This is a genomic window from Paenibacillus sp. GYB003, assembly GCF_036577625.1.
Classification (GTDB): Bacteria; Bacillota; Bacilli; order Paenibacillales; family NBRC-103111; genus Paenibacillus_AB.
In genome coordinates this window covers 64,644-85,512 of sequence record NZ_JARBDC010000084.1, presented here as the reverse complement: position 1 = coordinate 85,512, position 20,869 = coordinate 64,644, and the positions used below count along the sequence as shown (strand labels likewise).

Sequence of the window (20,869 nt, the reverse complement as noted above, 5' to 3'; positions counted from 1 at the left end):
CCGATCCTTACAGGACGGTCGAAACGATCGCCTCGATTTCCTGCTTCTCCTCCGGGTAACGGCTCGTAAACTTGTCGTACAGCGCTTGGTCCGGCTTGCCCGCCTTTTGCAGCGCCGCCAAATACCAGCGCGTCCCCGGCCTGCTGATCGCCGCGTCGAGCTGATCGCCCGTCGTCGCGGCCAGAAGCTCGGCCGCCTTCGCCGCGTCGCCGCGGATGAAATACATTTGCCCGAACGTGAGCGACAGGCTGGGCGTTACGCCGAACGCGCTCCCCGCCATCTGCCCTTCCGGCAGCGACTCCAGCTTCTTCAACCTCGCGACGATTACCTCGTGCAGCCGTACGCCGGCGGACCAATGCGAATCCGCCGCCGTCTTCATCCCGGCTTGCCGCGCATTTTCGCCAAGCTGCAGATGCAGCGCAGCCGCGCGCTCGTACATGGCGATGACCCACGGGTACCGCTTCAGGCCTTCCTGCATCAAGACGGACGCTTCCTCCGGCTTGTTTTTCGCCATGTAATGGGCGTACTCCGCTTCGAAGACGTTGCGGTCGTACGGTTCGGCCCGTTTGATCGAAGCGAGCCATTGCGTCGCGTCGGCGTAATACGCTTCGTTTTTCGTTTTCTCGTACACCTGCTCCATGAAATTGACTCGGATCAGCGCGTAATAAGGGTTGTCCGGCTGAAGCCGAAGCGCCTTGTCCAACGGCACGAGCACCTCTTCCAGCGGCTTTCCTTCCCCTGCGAGCTGCAGGGCCTGGTTATACCGGCTGTCCGCGCTCCAGCGAATGACGGAGACGACCAGAAACAGCGCCGATACGACGGCGAAGCATGCCGGAAGCGCATAGCGGCGCCAGCTTCGCTCCTTGCCCTTCTTCTCCGGCTTGACCGGCTCCGCCGCATCCCCGGTCCGCCGCCGGCGCAGCCGCCCGTCAAAGCCGGACGCGAGTCCGCCCAAGCTCAAAAAGACGAGCGCCGACACGTACACGTAGCTCATTTCGAAATCCATCAAGCTGTGGAACAAAATGGCCACGACGACGGCGTAAAACAGCAGATCGCGCTCCCCTTCCGGCGAACGTCCGGCGAAGTACCGTCTCGCGAACAAATACAAGATCGAGCCGACGAACGCGACCAGCAGCAGCACCCCGACCGATCCGATTTCCACCATATATTGCAGCAAAAAGCTGTGCACTTGGTTGACCGTATACGGATTGTTGGCATATTGGGGATACAAATTCGCCCAAGCGTTGCCGCCCGCCCCGAACAACGGATAATCCCGCAGCGCCTTGAACGTGTCGCGGTACATCGTAAACCGCTCCAATACGCTGTGCTGCTGCAGATTGATGCTTTGCACGCGGGCGGCGAGCGCTTCCGGCAGCACCTTCGCGACGGACGACTGCCCGGCCGCGGCGAACAAGCCGAGCGCCAGTCCGAGCACGATCAGGCCCGGGAAGTACAAGCGGGCATGCTTGGCGCCGGCGATTCGGGCGATCCGCATGTCGACCCGAGGCATGACCGCATGATGCAGCAAAACGATCGCGACCGCCGCAAGCAGCGAGACGACAAGCAGCGTACTCCAGCCGCCGAACGACAGCGGATCGAACAAGGACAGCGTGTCCTTCACTTTAAAGTCCGGGCCGCGCCGCGCCGTCATCGTATCCAGCACCGTCAGCGCGGTATCGCGGATCGTATCGGTGATCAGCAAGGAAGCCGCGCTGCCGACGAGCAAGTAGACGAAAAAGCGAATTTGCTTTTCGAACGCCAAAAAAGGCAAAAAGGCCAGCAAAATGAACGGCAGCATGACCAGACCGCCGCGCGACAGCGTCAAGAAAAACGACAGCAGCACCGGCACGAGCATGACGGCGTGAACGGCCGTCACATACCATTTTCGCGACGAGACGATCAGCTGCAGGCCGCACAGCAGAGGAACGATCAAAAATCCGGCGAACGCGTTCGCGTACTGGAACACGGACGTCAGCCGCACCTCATTTCCTTGCCGCATGACCGCGTCGTAAAAATAAACGTTCCCGAACATGTTCAGCAAGCAAAACGCGACGACCGCATAAGCGGAGCAAACGATGCCGACGCGGAGCGCCGCATGTCCGACCCGATTCCGGGCGATCCATAGACCGGTCAGAAAGAAGACGGCGTACATGACGTGGAACAGCAGCAAATTTTCGCCGTGATGCCGGCTGACCGCATTGACAAGCGACAGCAAGTAGCCGAGCGGCACGACCCAGACGGCGACGGCGTACGCATCGCGCACTTCGCTCAAGCGCCACCGGTTAAAGCAATAAACGGCCAGCACCAGCGACGCGATCGCGGTCCATACCATGGCCGAGTAAATCGGCCCTTCATATTTCGCGCTCGAGCCGTAAAACAAACCGGTTTGGAACGGCGCGATCCATAAAAACGCCAATGCGAACGCGGCCGCGCACCAATACAACAGCGAATGATGCTCCTGCAGCTCCGCGCGCTCGCGCCCTAGCCGGTATACATTTTTTTTGGCAGCGACAGCCATGGAACGCCCACACCTACCCATTATTTGGTATTTTTTACTATTCATCATACCATGGGCGGCAACAACGCGTCCAGCAAACGCATGGCAAATCGTGTCGACGCGTGTTCGTGCGAAGCGAAAAAGCGCGAACGTCCGATCGGACGCCCGCGCCGTTTCGCCCGCCGGCTTCGAATCAAATGCCGGGAATCGGGGACCGCTTGTGCTCGGTTTTCAAATATTGCTTCTCCAGCTTTTCCCGCGCGGCCGGATCGATCGTCTTGCCTTCCAAATAATCGCTGTTGTCGTCGTACGTAATGCCCAGCTCGGCTTCGTCCGTCTGTCCGTCCCACAGGCCGGCGGTCGGCGCCTTGTCCAGAATCGGCTGCGGCACGCCGAGCCGTACGGCCAGCTGGCGCACTTGACGCTTGTTCAGCGAGCTGAGCGGCGTAATGTCGACCGCGCCGTCGCCGTACTTGGTGAAAAATCCGGTTATCGCCTCGGAAGCGTGGTCCGTCCCGACGACGAGCAGGTTCATGTCGAAGGCGAGCGCATACTGCATCACCATCCGCGTGCGCGCCTTCACGTTCCCTTTGCCGCCGCGGCTCAGATGGCGCGGGGTGCCGAGCGACTTGAACGCGTACTCGACCTCAAGCGCGATTTCGTCGACCGCCTGCTCGATGTTCGTTTCCGCCTTGTGCGTCAAATTGAACGCTTCCGCGACCGAGTAGCTGTCGGCGATGTCGGCCTGCTCGCCGTACGGCTGGAAGACGCCGAGCGTAATATAGTCGCGGCCGGTTTCCTTCGTCAGCTCGTCGGTCGCCATTTTGCACAGGCCGGTCGCCACCGCGCTGTCCACGCCGCCGCTGATCGCGATGAGCAGCCCTGTCGTATTGCTGTCCAACACGTACTTTTTCAAAAAATCGACCCGTTTGCGAATTTCCGCATCGACGTCGATTTCCGGCTTGACGCCGAGACGCGCGATGATGTCCTGCTGCAAGCTCATCGTCCCCACACCTTCCTGCGTTATTCGATTTTGTCGCTGCTTACGTCAGCCTTTCTAACATCAAGTATAGTGCACGCTCGTCAGAATTCAAGCCTAAATGGCGAAAAGGAAATAGTTTTGACATACCCGCGTCACTCTTACCCGCCAAAATCCGCATCGCATCCCATATAAGCCGCCCCCTCATTCCGCAAACTTCGCCCATACGCCGGCCGTCACGAGCGTGCCGACGCTTTCGCCTTCGCAAATCCGTTTCATCGCCCCGGCCCGGTCGAAATTGAAGACGTGAAGCGGGAGACCGTAATCGCGCGCCAGCAAAAAAGCGGACGAATCCATCACCTTGAGGTCGCGGCGAATGACTTCCTCGTACGGAAGCTGCGCGTACAGCTTCGCGCCGGGATGAAGCTTCGGATCGCCGTCGTACACCCCGTCCACTCCCTGCTTGGCGACGAGGATCGCCTGCGCGTTCACTTCCAGCGCGCGCTGCACGGACGGATAGTCGGTCGTGACGTAAGGCTGCCCGTTTCCGCCGGCGAAAATGACGATGTACCCTTTCTCCAAATGGTGAATCGCCCGCAGCCGAATGTACGGCTCGGCCACCGCGTTGACGGCAAGCGCCGACATGACGCGGATGTCCCGGTCCGTCTTCGCCTTCAGCACGCCGCGAAGCATGAGCGAATTCATGACCGTCGCCAGCGTGCCGATATTGTCCGCTTCGGCGCGATCGATTCCCCACGCCTCCGCCATGCTGCCGCGAAACATGTTTCCGCCGCCGACGACGATCGCGACCTCCACCCCGAGCCGCGCGACGGCGACCACCTCGTCCGCGATATGCGCAAGCCGCCCGTGGTCGAAGCCGACGGCCTCCTTGCCGGCCATCGCTCCTCCGCTCAATTTGACCAATATGCGCTTGTACTTCATCGACGAGCACCTCCGTAACAATAGGTTGGACGGGCAAAAAAATAGCGCCGAGTCGGCTGCGACTCCGGCGCCATGCGATAACGGATAAAGGAAAACGGAAAAAACGATGCCGCGGCAAACGGCGAAATGTCCGCCCTTCGTCCGCCGGCTTGCAGACCGCGGTTCGTGCCGATCGTCATCGCATTCCCTCCCCGTTTTCGTCCTTTTTTGGATCATACCCGATACCGGAGCGCAGTGCAACGGTTTTCGAACCAGCGAGCATAACGATAAACAATTTTTATATACTCAATAAAATATATAAAGTTTATTTTATCACCTTCATGGAATACAATAAATGCAAATGACGAAAGGGTGACCTTGCATGAACGAGCATATCCATTCCGCCCGCCAAGAGCCGAACTTGCTTCGCGAGCATTTTCCTTACGACCGGCCTCCTTTGATCGTTTTCGACGGAGTCGACGTGCCGATGGACCGGCCCGGCGACATTTTCATTACCGATACGACGTTCCGCGACGGCCAGCAGGCGCGCACGCCCTACACGGTGAAGCAAATAACGGAGCTGTTCGATTTGCTGCACCGCCTGTCCGGCCCGAAGGGCGTCATACGCCAAACCGAATTTTTCCTGTACAGCGAGAAAGACCGGCAGGCGGTGCGGGCTTGCCAGGAACGCGGCTACGAGTTCCCGGAAATTACGGCGTGGATTCGGGCCGTCGCGAAAGACTTTCAGCTCGTGAAAGAAATGGGCATCCGCGAAACGGGTATTCTGACGTCGTGCTCGGATTACCATATTCATATGAAGCTGGGAATGAACCGCGAGCAGGCGATGGAGCAATATTTGTCGATCGTCCGGGCGGCGCTGGACGAAGGCATTCGCCCCCGCTGCCATCTGGAGGACGTGACGCGCGCGGACGTGTACGGCTTCGTCGTTCCTTTCGTGCAGCGGCTCGTGCGGCTGTCCGAGGAAAGCGGCATCCCGGTCAAGGTGAGACTGTGCGATACGATGGGCTACGGGGTCGGCTATCCGGGGGCGGCGCTGCCCCGCAGCGTGCCGAGGCTGCTGCACGCGCTCCGTACGGAGACGGGCATCGCGTCGGCGCAGCTCGAATGGCACGGGCATAACGATTTTTACAAAGTGCTGACGAATGCGGCGACGGCCTGGCTGTACGGCTGCTCGGGCGTGAACGGGACGCTGCTGGGCTTCGGCGAACGGACGGGCAATACGCCGATCGAGGGGCTGCTGTTCGAATATATGGGGCTGACGGGCGATACGTCGGTCGATACCCGGATCGTGACCGAAATCGCCGACTATTTCGAGCGCGAGCTCGGCTACCGGGTTCCGCCGATGACGCCGTTCGTCGGCAAGTCGTTCAACGTAACCGCGGCCGGCATTCACGCCGACGGCATTATTAAGAACGAAGAAATTTACAATATTTTCGATACCGACAAACTGCTCAATCGGCCGCTAGGCGTGCTCGTCACCGACAAAGCCGGCACGGCCGGCGTCGCGCATTGGGTCAATCGCCAGCTGAAGCTGACCGGCGCGGCGCGCATCGACAAACGGGCCGAAGGCGTGCAGGCGATGTACGAATGGGTCGTCGCCCAATACGAAGACGGACGGACGACCAGCTTGTCCGATGACGAGCTGCTGGAAGCGGCGCGGCGCTATTTGCCGGAGCTGTTTCGGGCGGCGGGCGCTTCATCCTGAGAAAAACGTCTAAGTCGGGAGGATGGAAAAGTTTACCGGTAAAACCTCCTGCTATTTTACCGATTTCCCCTCAGTTGCCCGAAGTTTCAGGAATACCTCCCGTTAAACTCGCCCAAATCGCGGCTTTTTGTCGATGTGGTGCCGATTTATCGGGAGCTTTTCCCGTTCGTAAGGACCAACACCTATTCGGAAAAGGAATAGCAGGAGAAATTCCGGTATATTCAGCATGCCGAGCGGCTTCGAAGCTAATTCCGTCGGGCCGGCTATGCCGCCCTCGCAGCAGCAAGGATTCGCTATAACGCTTATCGAAGCTCACTTCCTTTAACTATGAAAAAAAGCTGCGGCATCGTCCCCGGACGGAGCGCGCCGCAGCTTTTTGTATGGCAGCCGCCGGCTCAGCCTTTCACCGCGCCCGCGACCATTCCTTTCATAATTTGCTCCTGGAAAATGAGATAAATGACGATCGTCGGAATGACGGCAATGGCCATCGCCGCCATCGTCAGGCTGTAGTCCGTGCCGAACCCGTCGGAAAAGATCGACAGGCTGAGCGGCAGCGTTTTGAGCGCCTGCTTGTTGATGAACACGAGGGCGAACGCGAAGTCGTTCCAAAACCGCAAAAAGGCGAGAATGGCGACCGTAGCCATCGCCGGTACGGCGAGCGGAAAAATGATCCGGAAAAAGATGCCCCAGTAGCCGTTGCCGTCGATCATCGCCGCTTCCTCCACTTCTTTCGGCACCGAAGTCAAATAGGCGGCGACGACGAAAATGGCGACCGGCAGCTCGAACGCCGTATACGGCAAAATGAGCGCCCAATACGTGTCGAGGATGAACAGCTTTTTCATCATAATGAACAGCGGCACGAGCGTGCTGTGAATCGGGATGAGCATCCCGAGCACGAACAGCGCCATAATCGGTCCCTTCAGGCGGAACTCCAGCCTGGACAGCACGTAGGCGGCCAACGTCCCGAGAAACAGCGTCAGCGCCATCGAGGCGAACGTGACGATGACCGAGTTCGTCAGCGCCGTGCCGATTCCCGCGATTTTCCACGCCTTCGCGAAATTTTCGAACTGCCATACGGACGGCAAAGCGAAAGGCTTGCCGTAAAAATCTTGATTCGACTTGAACGAGCTTATAAACAGCCATATGAGCGGATAAAGCGTAAGCAGCGCATAGACGGCCAGCAGCAGGTTGCCCGCCCACGCCTTTCCTTTTCGGAACACGCCTGCCCGCGGCCCGGAGCCCATGTGGGCCGTCGTCTCGTTAGCGGTTATATGCAGCATCCCCGTCATGCCTCCCCATCGCCGTTGGCGTTACGTTTTCCGTTTCATCAGCAGCTGGCTGCCGACGACGAGCGCCATGCTGATCAGCATGATCAGCGTCGAAACGGCCGAACCGTAGCCATAGCGGAAAATATTGAATGTGTTGTTGTACATGTAGGTGGCCAGCAATTCGGTCGATTGCGCCGGACCGCCGCCCGTCATGACGAAAATCAGGTCGAACGCCTTCATGCTGCCGGAAATGCACAGCACGATCGCCACTTTGATCGTATCCCATATCATCGGAACGACGATCAGGTACAGTCTGCGAAAGCCGACGGCGCCGTCGATTTTGGCCGCATCCTCCACTTCGGAGGAAATGTTTTGGATCGCGGCGATGAACAGGATGAGGTACGGCCCGATATTCGCCCAGATGATCGGAACGCTGACCGAATACATGTTGATCTTCGGGTCGCCGAGCCAATCGCGAATCCAGGAGCTCAGACCGGCCTGTTCGAGAACGTAGTTCAAAATCCCGATTTGCGGGTTGTAAATATAGCCCCAAATGATGCCGATAACGACCGACGCGAGCACCATCGGCATAAACACCGCCGAGCGGACGAAGCGGTGAAACCACGAATTTTTCCAAAGGATGAGCGACAGAACGAGCGCGATCGGCACCTGGCCGAAAATCGAGGCGGCGACGATGATCAGGTTGTTTTTGAACGCCCGCCAGAAGACGGGGTCTTTCACGGTTTCGATATAATTGGCGAAACCGACGAACTTCATCGCCCCGATCCCTTTCCAATCGAAAAAGCCGTACAGCGCCGACCAAAAAATCGGAACGATCACGAATACCAAGTAGAGCGCCAGGGCGGGAAGCAGACCGATGAAGATGAAACGTCTTGCCCGGTTTGCGTAGCTCATGGTCAACCTCCTTTTATCGGCTTCTTTCGCGCGCATCCGCCGCAGGAGCCCGGACAGAAGACGGATCGGCTTTTCCGCAGAAAAGCCGATGCCGCCGCGTCCGATTCAATTGGCGCCGGATTCGCGCCGCCCGGGTTACTTGCCGAGCGATCGGGCCTGCGCGTCCTGCAGCTTTTTCGCGATATCTTCGGGCTTGCCGCCCATCAGCAGCTCCTGCAGTCCGTTATTGATCGCTTCCGCGCCCTGCGAGCTGAGGTAAGCGTCGTATACCGGCGTAAATTTCACGTTTTTCGTCAAATTGTAAGCTTTATAGAACAAGGACGACACTTTCGTTTGGTCGACGTCCATTTTGTAGTTGACGATCTGGTTCGCTTCGGCTACCGCTTTCATGCCTTCCGGGCCGCTGATCGTGTAGATCAAGTCGAGCGCCGCGTCGAGCTGCTTGCCGGCCAGCTTCTTGCTGACGGCGAATCCGCCCCCCGCGCCTCCGGAAATCGTGTTCGGGTCGCCTTTGCCGCCCGGTACGGAAGGAAGCACCGTCACTTCGATTTGATCGAGCTGCTCCTTCGTGCCGGTCGACGCCATATTCGTGAGCGCCCAGGCGCCGTCGATCATCATCGCCGCTTTGCCGGAGATGAAATATTGCTCCATTTGCGTATTGTCCAGGCTGTTGAAGCCTTGCTGGAACGCGCCCGCGTCGGCGAGCCCTTTGAGCAGGCTCAGCGCCTGCACGAATTCCGGATCGGTAAACTTCGCGCCTTCCTGCTTGACCGCCTTCAGGAACCAGTCGGTGCCCGTCACCCGGTCGGCCAGCGAGCTCAAAATGCTCGACTGCGCGAGCCAGGCGGCTTTGTTGCCGAGCGAGATCGGCGTAACGCCTTTCTCTTTGAACGTCTTGACCGCCGCGAGCAATTCGTCCCACGTTTTCGGTACGGTTACGCCGTGCTGCTGGAACAACGTTTTGTTGTAGAAAAACAAGGACGTGACGGACGCGTTGACCGGCACCGCGTACACTTCGTTGTTGAACGAAAGCGGATCGAACGCTCCCGGCGTAAAGTTGTTTTTCCATTCCGTCTGTTTATTGAGCAGAGGCGTAATCGGTTGAATCAATCCGCCGTCGTAAAATTCCTTGATCATCGAACCGGAGTTCGTGAAAAACACGTCCGGCATTTCGTTCGCCGCTGCGACCGTTTTCAACCGCTGGCGGTATCCGTCGGGAGGGATCGCCTGGGTGTCCAGCTCGACTTCCGGATGGGCCGCCTTGAACTTGTCGATTTGGCCGCGAATCGCCTTCGCGCGAAGATCGTCCCCGGAATAGTTGTGCCACACCGTCAGTTTCACTTTATCGGCCGGCGCCCCCGCGGCGTTTCCGCCGGTTTTCGCCCCGGTGTCGGAAGGCGAGCCGCATGCTGCGAGCGTCGACATAACGAATGCGGTTGCGAGACTTGCCGCTATTTTTTTGTTCATCGTGAAACTCCCCTCTTCGTTTTGGTACAGCTTTAGTATATACAGCGCGCGAGAGTTCAGGCAGGGGACATCCTTCGCTTGTTGGGTAGACAAATTCCGGTTCTCGCCCGGCCGACCGACCGACCGGCTCCAAAAACAAACTCCTCGCCGTATATTTCCCGGCAAGGAGCTCGAACCGTTCTTATTCTTGTTCCGCACGACCGGCGAAATGCATCGCCGTATGGACGAAGACGGCCGCGGCGCGAACGACCTCGGCAAGCTCGACCCATTCCCCGGCCGTATGCGCCTCCGCGATATCGCCGGGTCCGAACACGAGCGTCGGCACGGAGACGCGCGTCAGCTTGCTGGCGTCGCTGCAATATGGCGCCCCGATGGCTTGCCGGTCCGGCGCGTACGCATTCGCCGCTTCCATCACGGCGAGCACGAGCGGATCGTCCGGGGCGACTTCCATCGCGTAGTCGGTCAGAAACGGTCGATGGACCGTTATCGTCGCGCCTGCGGGCAATTCCGGCTCCAGCCCGGCCAGCCTCTCGCGCACGTCCGTCCAGACGTCCTCCCATTCCTGCCCGGGCGCGGTGCGAATATCGACCGATATCGAACAGCGCTCCGCCACCGTATTCGGCGCGACGCCTCCTTCGATCCGGCTGATGCACAGCGTCGGAGGCCCGGTGAGCGGATGCCGCTGCGCCGCGAACCGTTCGCCGGCGTACCGTTTCAAATACGCGATGACGTCCGCCATGCATTCGATCGCGTTGACGCCCTTCTCCGGCGTCGAGCTGTGCGCCGCGGCGCCCGTCACTTCGATCCGGAACCGCAGCACGCCCTTATGCGCGATAATCGCATGAAGCTGCGTCGGCTCGCCGACGATGGCGGCGTCGCAGCGAAGCTCGCCGCGGCGGATGCGCTCCGCCAGCGCCGATACGCCCTTGTACGTGATCTCCTCGTCGACGACGGCGGCCAGGTGGATCGTCGCCGCGGGAACGAGCCTGCGCTCCGCCATCGTCTCGAGCGCGACGAGCATGGCGGCGAGCGACGCTTTCGTATCGCACGCCCCCCGGCCGTACAGCTTGCCGTCCCGCACCTCGGCGCCGAACGGATCGACCGTCATGCCGGACGTCTGCACCGTATCCATGTGCGCTTCCCACAGCAGATGAAGATCGGCGGAGCCCGCCATCGTGCCGATGACGTTGTCGCGGTCCGGCTCGACCGTCTGCACGTCGACAGGCAGCCCGAGCCTTTCGAAAAAGCGTGTCACATAAGCCGCGACCTCCTTCTCGCCGTGGCCCCCCGGAAAGCCGGGGTTGACGCTCGGAATGCGGACGAGGTCGGCGAGCACCTCCCGAACGCGCCGTTCGTCTATAAGCTTCAAGTAATCGGCTGCCATACGAATCACGCCCTCCTAGTAATTGCGGCCCCGGGCGTCGATCGGGATGGACAGCTCCGCCCGCCCGCCGCGAACGCCGTTGATCCGGTCGCACAAATTCGGAATGACGCACGAATGATTCGGGATGATTTCGACGCGATCGCCGACGCGAAGCGGAGCGGCGTCGGGGTCGAATTGCAAAAAGCCGTGTTCCTCGTTCAGCCCCGTGATCCGAATGTCCGGCCGACCGACGACGATGCCGAAGCCTTCCCGGTGATGGGCCTTGTCGCTCGTCAGCGTCTTCGTCCCCGCGTCGATCGTCGCCCGGCCGGGAAGCGGCGTGCTGACGACCGTCGCGATGACGCGCAGCGCGCAGTCCTCTTCGCGGGCAAGCCCCATGGCCACCCCGGAGGCGTCGAAAAAGATATAGTTGCCCGCCCTCACCTCGGTCGCGCCGCGAAGCTCGTCGCACAGCAGGGCGGCGGGCGACGAGCCGGTGCTGATGATGTCGACGGCAATCCCGGCTTCCCGCAGGGAGCGCGCCACGCCCCGCATCGTCTCGGACTCCCGGCGCACCGCTTCGCGGAACGACGCTTCGTCCCGATTCCCGTAGATCGTGCCGAAATACCCCATAATGCCGCTGATGCGTATGCCGGGATAAGCCGCGATCTCGCGCGCGAACCGGACCGCGTCGTCGCCCGGCTGGCGTCCGCCGCGATGCAGCCCGCCGTCGATTTCGATCAGCGTCCGGACCGGCTTCCCGGTCGCTTCCCCTACCTTGGACATCCCCTGCGCGCCTTCGACGCTGTCGACCGTGGCGATCATTTCCGTTCTCCGGTGCAGATGCGCGAACCGCTCCAGCTTATCGTCGCCGACGATCGGGTAGGCGACCAGAATGGATTGGAAGCCGGCGTCCGCGAAAACTTCCGCTTCCGCCAGTTTCGCGACGGTAATGCCGATCGCCCCGGCTTCCAGCTGCTTGCGGGCGAAATAAACGGATTTCGTCGTCTTGATATGAGGCCGGTGCGCGATGCCCTGCGCCTTAAGCAGGGCGGCCATCCGCGCGATGTTGCGCTCCACGATGTCCAAGTCTGCGACGACGGCCGGCGTCGTCAATTCCGGATATAGATGCGGCATGTACGATCTCTCCCCTGTTTTAAATTTTCAATCGGCCGGCGATTGGCGATACTCCGAGGGCGTTTGCCCGGTATGCTTTTTGAACTGCTGGCTGAAATATTTGATGTCCTCGTAGCCGGCGGCTCCCGCCACCTCGCTTATTTTGAGCGGCGTCGTGCGGAGCAGGTGCGCCGCCCGTTGCATCCGCTCCCGCGTAACGAATTCGATATAGCTTTGGCCGGTTTCTTTCTTGAACGCATCGCTGAAATGGTTCGGCGTCAAATGGACGAACTTCGCCACCTCCTGCAGCGTCAAATTTCCGTCCAGCCGTTCGCGAATGTAGGCGATCGCCCGGTTCACGTAGGCGTGCCGGGTGTCGCTCATCGTGTCGTGGAACGTCGCCATGAGCGACGACAAAATTTGAAACAGCTCGGCCTCGGGATGCGGATCGTCCTCGAACGAGTAGACGTCGGCCGCCGCCTGCGCCGGGCTGCCGCCGCCTGCGCCGCCGCCCCCGCGCGCCCGCTCCAGCCAGCGATGGCCGGCGATGACGACCGACTGCAAGTAGGCCTGGAGCGACTTCGGCGTCACGGCCGGGTCGTCCGTCTGCTCGCGCACGATCCGGTGGACGAAATGGCGCAGCTGCGTCGGAACGTTGGCCATAAGCAGCCCGGCCAGCTCCTCCTCCACCTGCCGCGGGCAGACGGTCGCCCCTCCGCTTCGCGACGCGATGTCGCGCAGCTCGCAGACGCTCTGCTCGCCGAGCAGCACCCGGTAAGCGTGGATGCGCTCGGCTTCGCCGTACGAGCGGGCCAGCTCCTCGGGCAGCGCGACGTCCGACCCGGCGGCGGCGAAGACGGCGCATTTCAGCGTGTCGCGCACGCGGCGAACGGCCCGTTCCAGCCCGCCGCGGTCGGCGAAGCCCGGCCCGGCGCGGGCGACGAGCACGATCCGGTCGCTCTTCAGCAGCGAGACGGACGGCAGCAGCTCGGTCAGCATGTTTTCGACCGCTCCGAGCAGAAGCCCGGCCGGCTTGCCGTCGCCCCAACCCGAAGCCGAGACGATGATCGCGCGCATCGGCGCGGACGGCTCGCGGCCGCCGCCGACATACACTCCTTTCTCCTTCATCCGGTTCAGGATCGGAGACAGATCGGCGCCGCGGTCCGTCTGGCCCGTCACAAGCCTTTCGAGCAGCCGATCGCGCAGTGCGGCCGTCTGGGCCAGCTCCTTCCGCTGCGCCTCCCATTTATCGACGATGTTTTGCTTCGCTTTCATCGCCGATTTGATAATTTCCTCGGGACCGCTCGTCTTCAGCAAATAGTCGGTCACCCCTTCGCGCAGCGCCTGTTGGGCGTAGGCGAAGTCGTCGTATCCGGTCAAAATGACGATTTCGGTATCGGGCGCGATCGATTTCAACTGCTTGGCCAGCGCGATGCCGTCCATGCCGGGCATCCGGATGTCGGTCAGCACGATATGCGGCTTTTCGACCGGAATGCGCTCCAGCGCCTCCTCGGCGGACTCGGCCGGCTCCAGCAGCGTCAGGCCGAGCTCCTTCCAATCGATGACGGTGCACAGCCCTTTGCGTATAATCGCTTCGTCGTCGACGATCATGATTTTCATGGAAGCTCCTCCACCATCGGTATCGTAAACGTGATGCGCGTGCCGACGCCCGGCTCGCTCTCGATCCGCAGGCCGGTGCCGGAGCCGTAATGCAGCTGCAGCCGCTGATGCACGTTGCGCAGGCCGTAGCCGGAACGGCCGGGCTCGGGGCTGCTCGTTCCGGAGGCCGCGTTCAAATTGCGCCTCACTTCGTCCAGCTTGAGCGCTTCCATCCCGATGCCGGTATCTTCCACGACGAACGTCATCGAATCCCCGTGAAGCTCGCCGTGGACGTACAGCTGGCCCCGCCCTTTTTTCTTCTGCAGGCCGTGCATGATGCTGTTTTCGATCAGGGGCTGCAGCAGCAGCTTCAGCATCGGCTTGTCGTGCAGCCGCGAATCGATGTAAAACTGCGACTCGAACTTGTCCTGGAACCGGATCGACATAATTTTGGCGTAATTTTGCGCATGCGCGACCTCCTGCTGGACGGCGCAAAACTCCTCGCCCTTGTTCAGCGAAAACCGCAGAAAGTCGCTGAGCGCGCCGACCATTTCGGCGATTTGCCCGTCCTTGTTCATCAGCGCCATCCAATGGATCGACGACAGCGTATTGTATAAAAAATGCGGATTGATTTGCGCCTGCAGCGCCATAATGTCGGCTTCTTTCTTTTTCGCCTCGTTCATCTGCACTTGCTCCTTGAGCCGCCAAATCCGCTCGCTCAGCTTGTTGAAGCTGTGGAGCAGCAGCCCGACCTCGTCGGCGCTCTTCACCGGGAACGACGGAATCGGCTCGTCCGGGTTCATGTCCTTGAGCGTCCCGGCCAACCCGCGAAGCGGCCGCGTCACCCGGCGAATGAACAGAAGCACGAAAATGACGGAAACGAGCAGCGCGATCCCGATCGCGACGGCGGTTACGGCGAGCACGTATTCGTTTTGCGCCCTGTACGTCCGGGTCGGAATGACGCCGACCAGCTTCCAGCCCGTACCCGCGATGCTGCGGTACAGAACCGTATCCTCTCCCCAGCCTTCCTCGCTGTACGTAAACGTTCCCTCGCCGCCGTTCCAATCGCCGAGGTTCGGCAGCCGCTCGCGCAGCGGCCGCCCGAGCCATTCCGGCGAATCGCCGGACAAAATCGTATCGTTCCCGTCGACAAGCAGCACGTAGCCCTGCTTCTCCCAGCCGGCATTTTTCAAAACGCCGCGCATCTCGTTCTCGTCGAGGCTGATGGACAGCACGCCGACGTTGCGGAACTGGTTCGTACTGCGGATCGGACGGACGAGCGACACGACCCGCTTCATCCCGTCGGCCGACGTCTGGTTTTCGTACAGCGACGTCCACCATTTCGCGCCGGACTTCATTTTCTCCTCATTCTGTTCCAGCTGCTGCGCAAGTCCCGAGCGCAAAATCGTCGTATTGGACAGCGTCGGATAGTCGTGCGCCGAAAGAATCGTAATATTGGAAATGTACGGCTTGGAAAAAACAAGGTTGGTCAAAAACCCGATATTAAGCGTATACAGCGAAATATCCGCCCGTTCGTTATCCAAATAAAGCTGAATGTCTTTTTGGCCGATGATAAACACCGACATGCTTTCGGCGTCCCGGATCATGAATTCGAGCCTGTCCGCCATTTGGCGAAGCGTATTCGTTCCCGACTGCTTCTCCTTCTCCTCCGTCAGCGACGAGGCGATCCGGTAAGAGACGACGCCGGTTGCCAGCAGCGGAAGCACAACGGCGACGAGAAGCAGCAGCGACAGTTTGCGCTGCAGCGATTTGTCGAGCCAACGTCTCATGATGCCCTCCATTTCGGCGCTCGTGTATGCGCATACGGAAATTTAGGAACTTCGCGGCAACTGACTTGCGTAACCCATTCTAGCATACTTCGGAGTGCATTCCATACTTTTTTTGTTGCAAACAAAATTTTTGTTTGATTCTTTCCGCCCGGATATGGTACCATTTTCCCCGCAAGCATTCGAACGTGGTTAACCGGTCGGGCATACCGGCCGCCGCGCGATTCGGGCGGCGCTCCGCCCGGGAAGGAGGAATGGCCGCGCATGGAATCCGTGCGTCAGGAATTCGCGTTTTTGTCCGATCTCATTCAAGGCATCGCCGCCCAATTCGGCGAATCGTGCGAAGTCGTGCTTCACGATTATTCCCGTCCGTACGAAAGCACGATCGTCGCGATCGAGAACGGGCACGTGACCGGCCGCAGCGTCGGCGACCCCGGCACGAATCTGGGGCTCGAGCTGCTTCGCGGCAATCAGGTGAACGGCAACAAATTCAATTACATTACGCAAACGAAAGACGGCCGCATCCTACGCTCGACTTCGATCTACATGAAGAACGCGGAGGGCAAGCCGGTCGGCGCGATCTGCATCAACTTCGACATCACGTCGCTCATGATGGCGGAGAAGACGCTGCACGGCATGACGATGACGAATTTGCAGCCCGAAGTGAAGGAATCGTTCGTCACGAACGTGGGCGATCTGCTCGAGGCGCTCATTCAGGAGGCGCAGGAGCAAGTCGGCAAGCCGGTCGCGATGATGACGAAGGAAGACAAGATCAAGATGATCGCGCTGCTCGACCGCAAAGGCGCTTTTCTGATCAAGAAGGGCGGAGAAAAAATTTGCGGCTATTTGAACATATCGAAGTATACGCTGTACAGCTACATGGAAGAAGGCAAAAACGAAATCGGGAAGCTCGCGGAATGACGGACCGGCTTCCGGCCTACAACTCATCGGGAGAGGACGAACGCATATGCTCGATCTCATTATTCGCGGCGGCCGCATCGCGGACGGCACGGGAAACGCCTGGTTTTACGGCGACGTCGGCGTAAAGGACGGCCGCATCGCCGCCGTCGGCAAGCTGGAGCAGGAAGCGGCGCGGACGGTCGACGCCCGCGGCAGCGTGGTCGCTCCGGGCTTCATCGACGGCCACTGCCACTCCGACTTGATGATTTTCGACCATCCGCACAGCGACATCAAACTGCGCCAAGGCGTCACGACCGAAGTCGTCGGCAACTGCGGCCTCGCCCCCGCGCCTTATGTCAAAGACCGGGCCGAGCTGCTTCGCAGCTACGTGCAGCCGGTGCTCGGCCATACGTCGTGGGAGTGGCCTTGGGAAACGGTCGGACAATATATGGAGCACCTTGCCGCGAACCGCCCTTCCGAAAACGTCGCCACCTATGTCGCGCACGGCGCGCTGCGCATCGCGGTGACCGGCTTCGACAACCGGCCGGCTACCCGCGGCGAGCTCGAGCGGATGAAGCAAATATTGGAAGAAGGCATGCGCGCGGGAGCGATCGGCCTGTCCATCGGCTTGCTGTACGCGCCGGGCAGCTATACGTCCCGCGAGGAACTGGCCGAGCTTTGCTCGGTGCTGCCGAAATACGACGGGCTGCTGTCCACGCATATTCGCGGCGAAGGCAACAACCTGATCCCGTCGGTCAAGGAAGTGATCTGGATCGCCGAGCGGGCCGGCGTGCCGCTGCATATCAGCCACCTGAAGGCGGCGGGCAAGGCGAACTGGGGGAAGGTGCTGGAAGCGATCGAGCTGATCGAGGACGCCCGCGCCCGCGGCATGGACGTCACCTGCGACGTTTATCCGTATCATGCCGGCTCCACGACGCTGACGACGGTGCTGCCTCCCTGGACGCTCGAAGGCGGCATCGAGAAGACGCTCGCCGCGTTCCGCGATCCGGCTCTGCGCCGGCGCATCCGCGAGGAGCTCGGCGAAGAGCAGACGACGTGGGACAATCTCGTCTGCTCGACCGGCTGGCACAGCGTCATCATCTCGGCCGTGAACGGCGAACGCAATCGCGATCTGGAAGGGCTGTCGATCGCGGACATCGCCGAGCGGCGCGGGGTGCACCCGGCCGACTGCATGATGGATTTGCTGCTGGAGGAGGACGGCCGCATCTCGATCGTCTACTTCCACATGTCCGAGGACGACGTGAAGCAGGTGATCGGCTACGAGAAGGCGCTGATCGCCTCCGACAGCCTCACCTGCGAAACCGGCAAGCCGCATCCGCGCCTGTACGGCACGTTCCCGCGCGTATTCGCCAAGTACGTGCGCGACCAGCGGGTGCTGTCGCTCGAGCAGGCGGTGCGCAAGCTGACGTCGTTCCCGGCGCAGCGGTTCAAGCTCGGCAAGCGCGGCCTGCTCGTCCCCGGCTATATCGCCGACATCGCCGTCTTCGATCCGGACGCGATCCGCGATACGGCGACGTTCGAGGAGCCGCGGCAATATCCGGAAGGCATCTCGCGCGTCTTCGTCGGCGGCGTGGAAACGATCAGCGGCGAAACGCATACGCAGGCGCGCGTCGGCGGACTGATCCGCGCGTCGGCGTGCTGCCGTCATTGATCGGCCGGGCGGCCGTCCGGCTGTCCGTTACAACTTTTACAACGAAAATCGGAGGTCATTCTTATGGGACAAATCGAAAAACGGCTCGAAGAGCTCGGCATCGTGCTTCCGCCGCCACCGCAGCCCCGCTTCACCTACATTCCGGCTAACCGGACCGGCAACCTGCTGTACTTGTCCGGCCAAGACGCGCGGGACGCGAACGGCGTCCTGATCCACGAAGGGAAAGTCGGCAGCGATCTGACGATCGAGCAGGGCCGGGAAGCGGCCCGTCAAGTCATCATCAACTGCCTGGCCGTCCTGAAAGGCTACCTCGGCGATCTCGACCGCGTCGTCAAAATCGTCAAGCTGCTCGGCTTCGTCAACAGCGCGCCGGGCTTCGGCGACCAGCCGTACGTCATGAACGGGGCTTCCGACCTGCTCGTGGACGTCTTCGGCGAGAACGGACGCCACGCCCGCTCCGCGATCGGCACGAGCGATCTGCCGTTCCATACGCCGGTCGAAATCGAGCTTATCGTCGAAATTCGCGACTGATGCCCGAACCGGCAAAAAAAAGCAAAGCCCCTGCGAACCGCGCTCTTGGCGGGATCGTCAGGGGCTTTTTCTTGCTCGAACGTTTAAGCTGCCGTGCCTTGGAGTTATCGGCAGTAACGGTCGAACGCTTCCGTCAAATCGGCGGCGATCTGGTCGGCCGACCGGTTCTCGATCTGATGGCGCTCGATCATATGGACGAGCTCTCCGTCCTTCATCAAGGCGATCGACGGCGACGAAGGCGGATACGGCGCGAAATATTCGCGGGCCTTGGCGGTCGCTTCCTTCTCCTGTCCGGCGAATACCGTAAACAGATGATCCGGCGTTACGTCGTGCTGCAGCGCCTTGGCGACGCCGGGACGGCATTGGCCCGCGGCGCAGCCGCATACCGAGTTGACGACGACGAGCGTCGTTCCTTTCGCATTGTCGAACTCCCGGGCCACTTCCTCGGGCGTAAGCAGCTCCTTGATGCCCAGACGGGTCAACTCGTCCCGCATCGGTTGGATCATATCCCGCATATATGCTTCGAATGACATGGCCATCGTACGCTTCACTCCTTCAAGGTTCTTTCGCTTTCCCTTATTATACATCCCCGACTTGCGGAAGCAAAGTCCTCGATCGGAAAAGCGCGTCCGACAACGCCGATCCGGCGGGGCGAGGCGCGGTGCGGCGAATGGAGCGGCGGCCGTCTGCGGCCGCTTGTTCGGCCGGACTTTTCTTACCCGTCTTCGTCTTCGTCCCCGTTTTCGTCCGCCGGGCTCGGATCGTACGCCACGTCCTTATCCGGGTGCATGAAACGCCCTCCCTGCGCGGACGGGGCGATGCCGTTCTCGAAATAATCGCGGTTTTCCGCCGTATGGAACCCGACATCTTTGAACGGATGCACCCACCGGTCCCCCGTCATCACCATCGGATCGGTATCCTTCGACCACTGGCTGAGCGGCGAGTCCGGCGATTCGTAGATGTGATCCCCGATTGTGACGCCGAATTCGTTGACGAACGGCTTGCGCGGACCTCTTCCTTCCAGAAACTGCGGCAAAAAGTTAATTTCGAACGGATCGAGCGATTCGTCGTCGCGGCCGGCGGGCCCGGAGCCCGCCTCCGGCCGGCTTTCGCCGTTCCGTTTCTCGTTGTCGGCCATAGCGCTCTCTCCGGGTCAAACCGACGGCCGGTTCGGTCCGTCCAGCTTTTTATCCGCCGGAGTGCCGGTCCCGCCGCGCTTCTGTTCGTTTTGCTTCGCTTGACGGCGCTGGGCCATGGAATCCTCGCTGCCGGTATGCTTCGTTGACATGCTGCTCGTCAGCTCCTTTCCCCCTTATTATGCACCCGAGCGGAGAAAATAATGCCAACGGCGGCGAGCGCAAGCGCCCGCCATTGAAACGCGGACAGCAGCCAGTACGTCGGCGCCGGAACGTCCCAAAACGAGACGAGCAGCATGCCCGCTCCCATATACAGCGACGCAATCCGCGCCAGCTCCCCGCTGCCGGCGGCCCCGCGCCGCATCCATAGCAGCGCGGCGACGACCGCGGCGACGATCATCGAATAAGCCGATACCGGATGGTAGCGGTATTCCGGATCGCTGACGGTCAATCCCCACGGCAGCGAGGTCGCCGCTCCGGTTTCCCGGTCGATGCAGGCGTATACGAATACGGCCGCAACCGCGCCGAACGCCGACAAATCGAGAAAAAGCGGAAGCGGCAAACGGCCCCGCCGAATTTTCGCCAGCACATAGACGGCAGCCGCCGCGACCGCAAGCAGCAGCTCCCGCGTGCCCCCGTTCATGACGATCAGCGCGAGCGGCCGCTGCCAGACGACCGCCGGAGCGAACAGAACGTGGCCGAACTTCCAGACGAGCATGACGATAAAGGCGGCGTTTTGCCAATAGTCGGCCGCCTCCTTCGCGGCCGCTCCGTACAGGCGCGACAGCAGGCGGACGGCGAAAATCGCCGCGACGGCCGCGGCGATGACGGCGAGCAGGCCGGTCTGAATCGTAAACGGTCCCCAAGACAGCTGCGCGGGCAAAACGCATTCACTCCGTTTCCGAAATATGTATAAGTCCGCGAATCGGATACAACCTATTAAAACGGCTGGCATCGCGTACCAAGCTCCGTCCAACGCAGCTTGCTTGGCG

General features: G+C 60.8%; 19 protein-coding genes. 4 read left to right on the top strand and 15 right to left on the bottom strand.

What is annotated here, in order from left to right:
* Positions 1–7: 7 nt before the first annotated feature.
* From PV407_RS26645 to PV407_RS26630, 4 genes are all read right to left on the bottom strand, one after another.
* Positions 8–2,518 carry an O-antigen ligase family protein gene (locus PV407_RS26645; RefSeq protein WP_332093038.1) on the bottom strand — a complete coding sequence of 837 codons (2,511 nt, stop codon included), beginning with the start codon at positions 2,516–2,518 and terminating at the stop codon, positions 8–10.
* A 172-nt stretch (positions 2,519–2,690) separates the two neighbouring features.
* The gene (gene nadE, locus PV407_RS26640) at positions 2,691–3,500 is read right to left on the bottom strand and encodes an ammonia-dependent NAD(+) synthetase (RefSeq protein WP_332093037.1); all 810 of its coding nucleotides are present in this window, start codon (positions 3,498–3,500) and stop codon (positions 2,691–2,693) included.
* A 180-nt stretch (positions 3,501–3,680) separates the two neighbouring features.
* Positions 3,681–4,418 (bottom strand): UMP kinase, encoded by a 738-nt coding sequence (pyrH, locus tag PV407_RS26635; protein WP_332093036.1) that lies wholly within the window; start codon positions 4,416–4,418, stop codon positions 3,681–3,683.
* Positions 4,415–4,597: a hypothetical protein gene (locus PV407_RS26630; protein WP_332093035.1), complete on the bottom strand. Its 183-nt coding sequence runs from the start codon at positions 4,595–4,597 to the stop codon at positions 4,415–4,417. The genes pyrH and PV407_RS26630 overlap by 4 nt, the downstream gene beginning before the upstream one ends.
* A 182-nt stretch (positions 4,598–4,779) precedes the next feature.
* Here PV407_RS26630 and PV407_RS26625 point away from each other — a divergent pair, with 182 nt between their 5' ends.
* Positions 4,780–6,123 (top strand): hypothetical protein, encoded by a 1,344-nt coding sequence (locus tag PV407_RS26625; protein WP_332093034.1) that lies wholly within the window; start codon positions 4,780–4,782, stop codon positions 6,121–6,123.
* A 395-nt stretch (positions 6,124–6,518) separates the two neighbouring features.
* Here PV407_RS26625 and PV407_RS26620 read toward each other — a convergent pair whose 3' ends face one another.
* The 7 genes from PV407_RS26620 to PV407_RS26590 all read right to left on the bottom strand — a co-directional run bounded on the left by PV407_RS26620 (position 6,519) and on the right by PV407_RS26590 (position 15,641).
* A complete protein-coding gene (locus tag PV407_RS26620) occupies positions 6,519–7,367 on the bottom strand; it encodes a carbohydrate ABC transporter permease (protein WP_332093077.1) in 849 nt (282 codons plus the stop codon).
* A 66-nt stretch (positions 7,368–7,433) separates the two neighbouring features.
* Positions 7,434–8,306: a carbohydrate ABC transporter permease gene (locus tag PV407_RS26615; protein ID WP_332093033.1), complete on the bottom strand. Its 873-nt coding sequence runs from the start codon at positions 8,304–8,306 to the stop codon at positions 7,434–7,436.
* Positions 8,307–8,441: 135 nt separating this feature from the next.
* A complete protein-coding gene (locus PV407_RS26610) occupies positions 8,442–9,773 on the bottom strand; it encodes an extracellular solute-binding protein (RefSeq protein WP_332093032.1) in 1,332 nt (443 codons plus the stop codon).
* Between the two features lie 181 nt (positions 9,774–9,954).
* Complete coding sequence (locus tag PV407_RS26605) at positions 9,955–11,157, bottom strand: M20 family metallopeptidase (RefSeq protein ID WP_332093031.1); 1,203 nt, start codon at positions 11,155–11,157, stop codon at positions 9,955–9,957.
* Positions 11,158–11,172: 15 nt separating this feature from the next.
* Positions 11,173–12,273: an alanine racemase gene (locus tag PV407_RS26600; protein ID WP_332093030.1), complete on the bottom strand. Its 1,101-nt coding sequence runs from the start codon at positions 12,271–12,273 to the stop codon at positions 11,173–11,175.
* Between the two features lie 27 nt (positions 12,274–12,300).
* Positions 12,301–13,872, bottom strand: coding sequence for a response regulator (locus PV407_RS26595; RefSeq protein ID WP_332093029.1), 1,572 nt, complete (start codon positions 13,870–13,872; stop codon positions 12,301–12,303).
* A complete protein-coding gene (locus PV407_RS26590) occupies positions 13,869–15,641 on the bottom strand; it encodes a cache domain-containing sensor histidine kinase (RefSeq protein WP_332093028.1) in 1,773 nt (590 codons plus the stop codon). The genes PV407_RS26595 and PV407_RS26590 overlap by 4 nt, the downstream gene beginning before the upstream one ends.
* 261 nt (positions 15,642–15,902) lie before the next feature.
* On the opposite strand from PV407_RS26590, the gene PV407_RS26585 reads away from it, so the two are divergent.
* From PV407_RS26585 to PV407_RS26575, 3 genes are all read left to right on the top strand, one after another.
* Positions 15,903–16,559 (top strand): helix-turn-helix transcriptional regulator, encoded by a 657-nt coding sequence (locus PV407_RS26585; RefSeq protein WP_332093027.1) that lies wholly within the window; start codon positions 15,903–15,905, stop codon positions 16,557–16,559.
* Between the two features lie 46 nt (positions 16,560–16,605).
* Entirely contained in the window at positions 16,606–18,210 is a 1,605-nt protein-coding gene (locus tag PV407_RS26580) for an N-acyl-D-amino-acid deacylase family protein (protein ID WP_332093026.1), read from the top strand.
* A gap of 63 nt (positions 18,211–18,273) precedes the next feature.
* Complete coding sequence (locus tag PV407_RS26575; protein ID WP_332093025.1) at positions 18,274–18,741, top strand: RidA family protein; 468 nt, start codon at positions 18,274–18,276, stop codon at positions 18,739–18,741.
* Between the two features lie 104 nt (positions 18,742–18,845).
* Here the strand turns inward: PV407_RS26575 and PV407_RS26570 are convergent, their stop codons facing one another.
* The 4 genes from PV407_RS26570 to PV407_RS26555 form a co-directional block, all read right to left on the bottom strand.
* Positions 18,846–19,280 carry a BrxA/BrxB family bacilliredoxin gene (locus PV407_RS26570; protein ID WP_332093024.1) on the bottom strand — a complete coding sequence of 145 codons (435 nt, stop codon included), beginning with the start codon at positions 19,278–19,280 and terminating at the stop codon, positions 18,846–18,848.
* A 176-nt stretch (positions 19,281–19,456) separates the two neighbouring features.
* Positions 19,457–19,879, bottom strand: coding sequence for a DUF3905 domain-containing protein (locus tag PV407_RS26565; RefSeq protein ID WP_332093023.1), 423 nt, complete (start codon positions 19,877–19,879; stop codon positions 19,457–19,459).
* Between the two features lie 15 nt (positions 19,880–19,894).
* Positions 19,895–20,029, bottom strand: coding sequence for a hypothetical protein (locus tag PV407_RS26560; protein ID WP_332093022.1), 135 nt, complete (start codon positions 20,027–20,029; stop codon positions 19,895–19,897).
* Between the two features lie 8 nt (positions 20,030–20,037).
* Entirely contained in the window at positions 20,038–20,760 is a 723-nt protein-coding gene (locus PV407_RS26555; protein ID WP_332093021.1) for a hypothetical protein, read from the bottom strand.
* Positions 20,761–20,869 lie beyond the last annotated feature (109 nt).

Bases quoted from the DNA above. Each gene is read 5' to 3' on its own strand.
- PV407_RS26615 (WP_332093033.1), bottom strand. From the start codon at position 8,306: ATGAGCTACGCAAACCGGGCAAGACGTTTCATCTTCATCGGTCTGCTT.
- PV407_RS26580 (WP_332093026.1), top strand. From the start codon at position 16,606: ATGCTCGATCTCATTATTCGCGGCGGCCGCATCGCGGACGGCACGGGA.
- nadE (WP_332093037.1), bottom strand. From the start codon at position 3,500: ATGAGCTTGCAGCAGGACATCATCGCGCGTCTCGGCGTCAAGCCGGAA.
- PV407_RS26570 (WP_332093024.1), bottom strand. From the start codon at position 19,280: ATGGCCATGTCATTCGAAGCATATATGCGGGATATGATCCAACCGATG.
- PV407_RS26630 (WP_332093035.1), bottom strand. From the start codon at position 4,597: ATGACGATCGGCACGAACCGCGGTCTGCAAGCCGGCGGACGAAGGGCG.
- PV407_RS26625 (WP_332093034.1), top strand. From the start codon at position 4,780: ATGAACGAGCATATCCATTCCGCCCGCCAAGAGCCGAACTTGCTTCGC.
- PV407_RS26645 (WP_332093038.1), bottom strand. From the start codon at position 2,518: ATGGCTGTCGCTGCCAAAAAAAATGTATACCGGCTAGGGCGCGAGCGC.
- PV407_RS26560 (WP_332093022.1), bottom strand. From the start codon at position 20,029: ATGTCAACGAAGCATACCGGCAGCGAGGATTCCATGGCCCAGCGCCGT.
- pyrH (WP_332093036.1), bottom strand. From the start codon at position 4,418: ATGAAGTACAAGCGCATATTGGTCAAATTGAGCGGAGGAGCGATGGCC.
- PV407_RS26620 (WP_332093077.1), bottom strand. From the start codon at position 7,367: ATGGGCTCCGGGCCGCGGGCAGGCGTGTTCCGAAAAGGAAAGGCGTGG.
- PV407_RS26585 (WP_332093027.1), top strand. From the start codon at position 15,903: ATGGAATCCGTGCGTCAGGAATTCGCGTTTTTGTCCGATCTCATTCAA.
- PV407_RS26600 (WP_332093030.1), bottom strand. From the start codon at position 12,273: ATGCCGCATCTATATCCGGAATTGACGACGCCGGCCGTCGTCGCAGAC.
- PV407_RS26595 (WP_332093029.1), bottom strand. From the start codon at position 13,872: ATGAAAATCATGATCGTCGACGACGAAGCGATTATACGCAAAGGGCTG.
- PV407_RS26605 (WP_332093031.1), bottom strand. From the start codon at position 11,157: ATGGCAGCCGATTACTTGAAGCTTATAGACGAACGGCGCGTTCGGGAG.
- PV407_RS26590 (WP_332093028.1), bottom strand. From the start codon at position 15,641: ATGAGACGTTGGCTCGACAAATCGCTGCAGCGCAAACTGTCGCTGCTG.
- PV407_RS26610 (WP_332093032.1), bottom strand. From the start codon at position 9,773: ATGAACAAAAAAATAGCGGCAAGTCTCGCAACCGCATTCGTTATGTCG.
- PV407_RS26575 (WP_332093025.1), top strand. From the start codon at position 18,274: ATGGGACAAATCGAAAAACGGCTCGAAGAGCTCGGCATCGTGCTTCCG.
- PV407_RS26565 (WP_332093023.1), bottom strand. From the start codon at position 19,879: ATGGCCGACAACGAGAAACGGAACGGCGAAAGCCGGCCGGAGGCGGGC.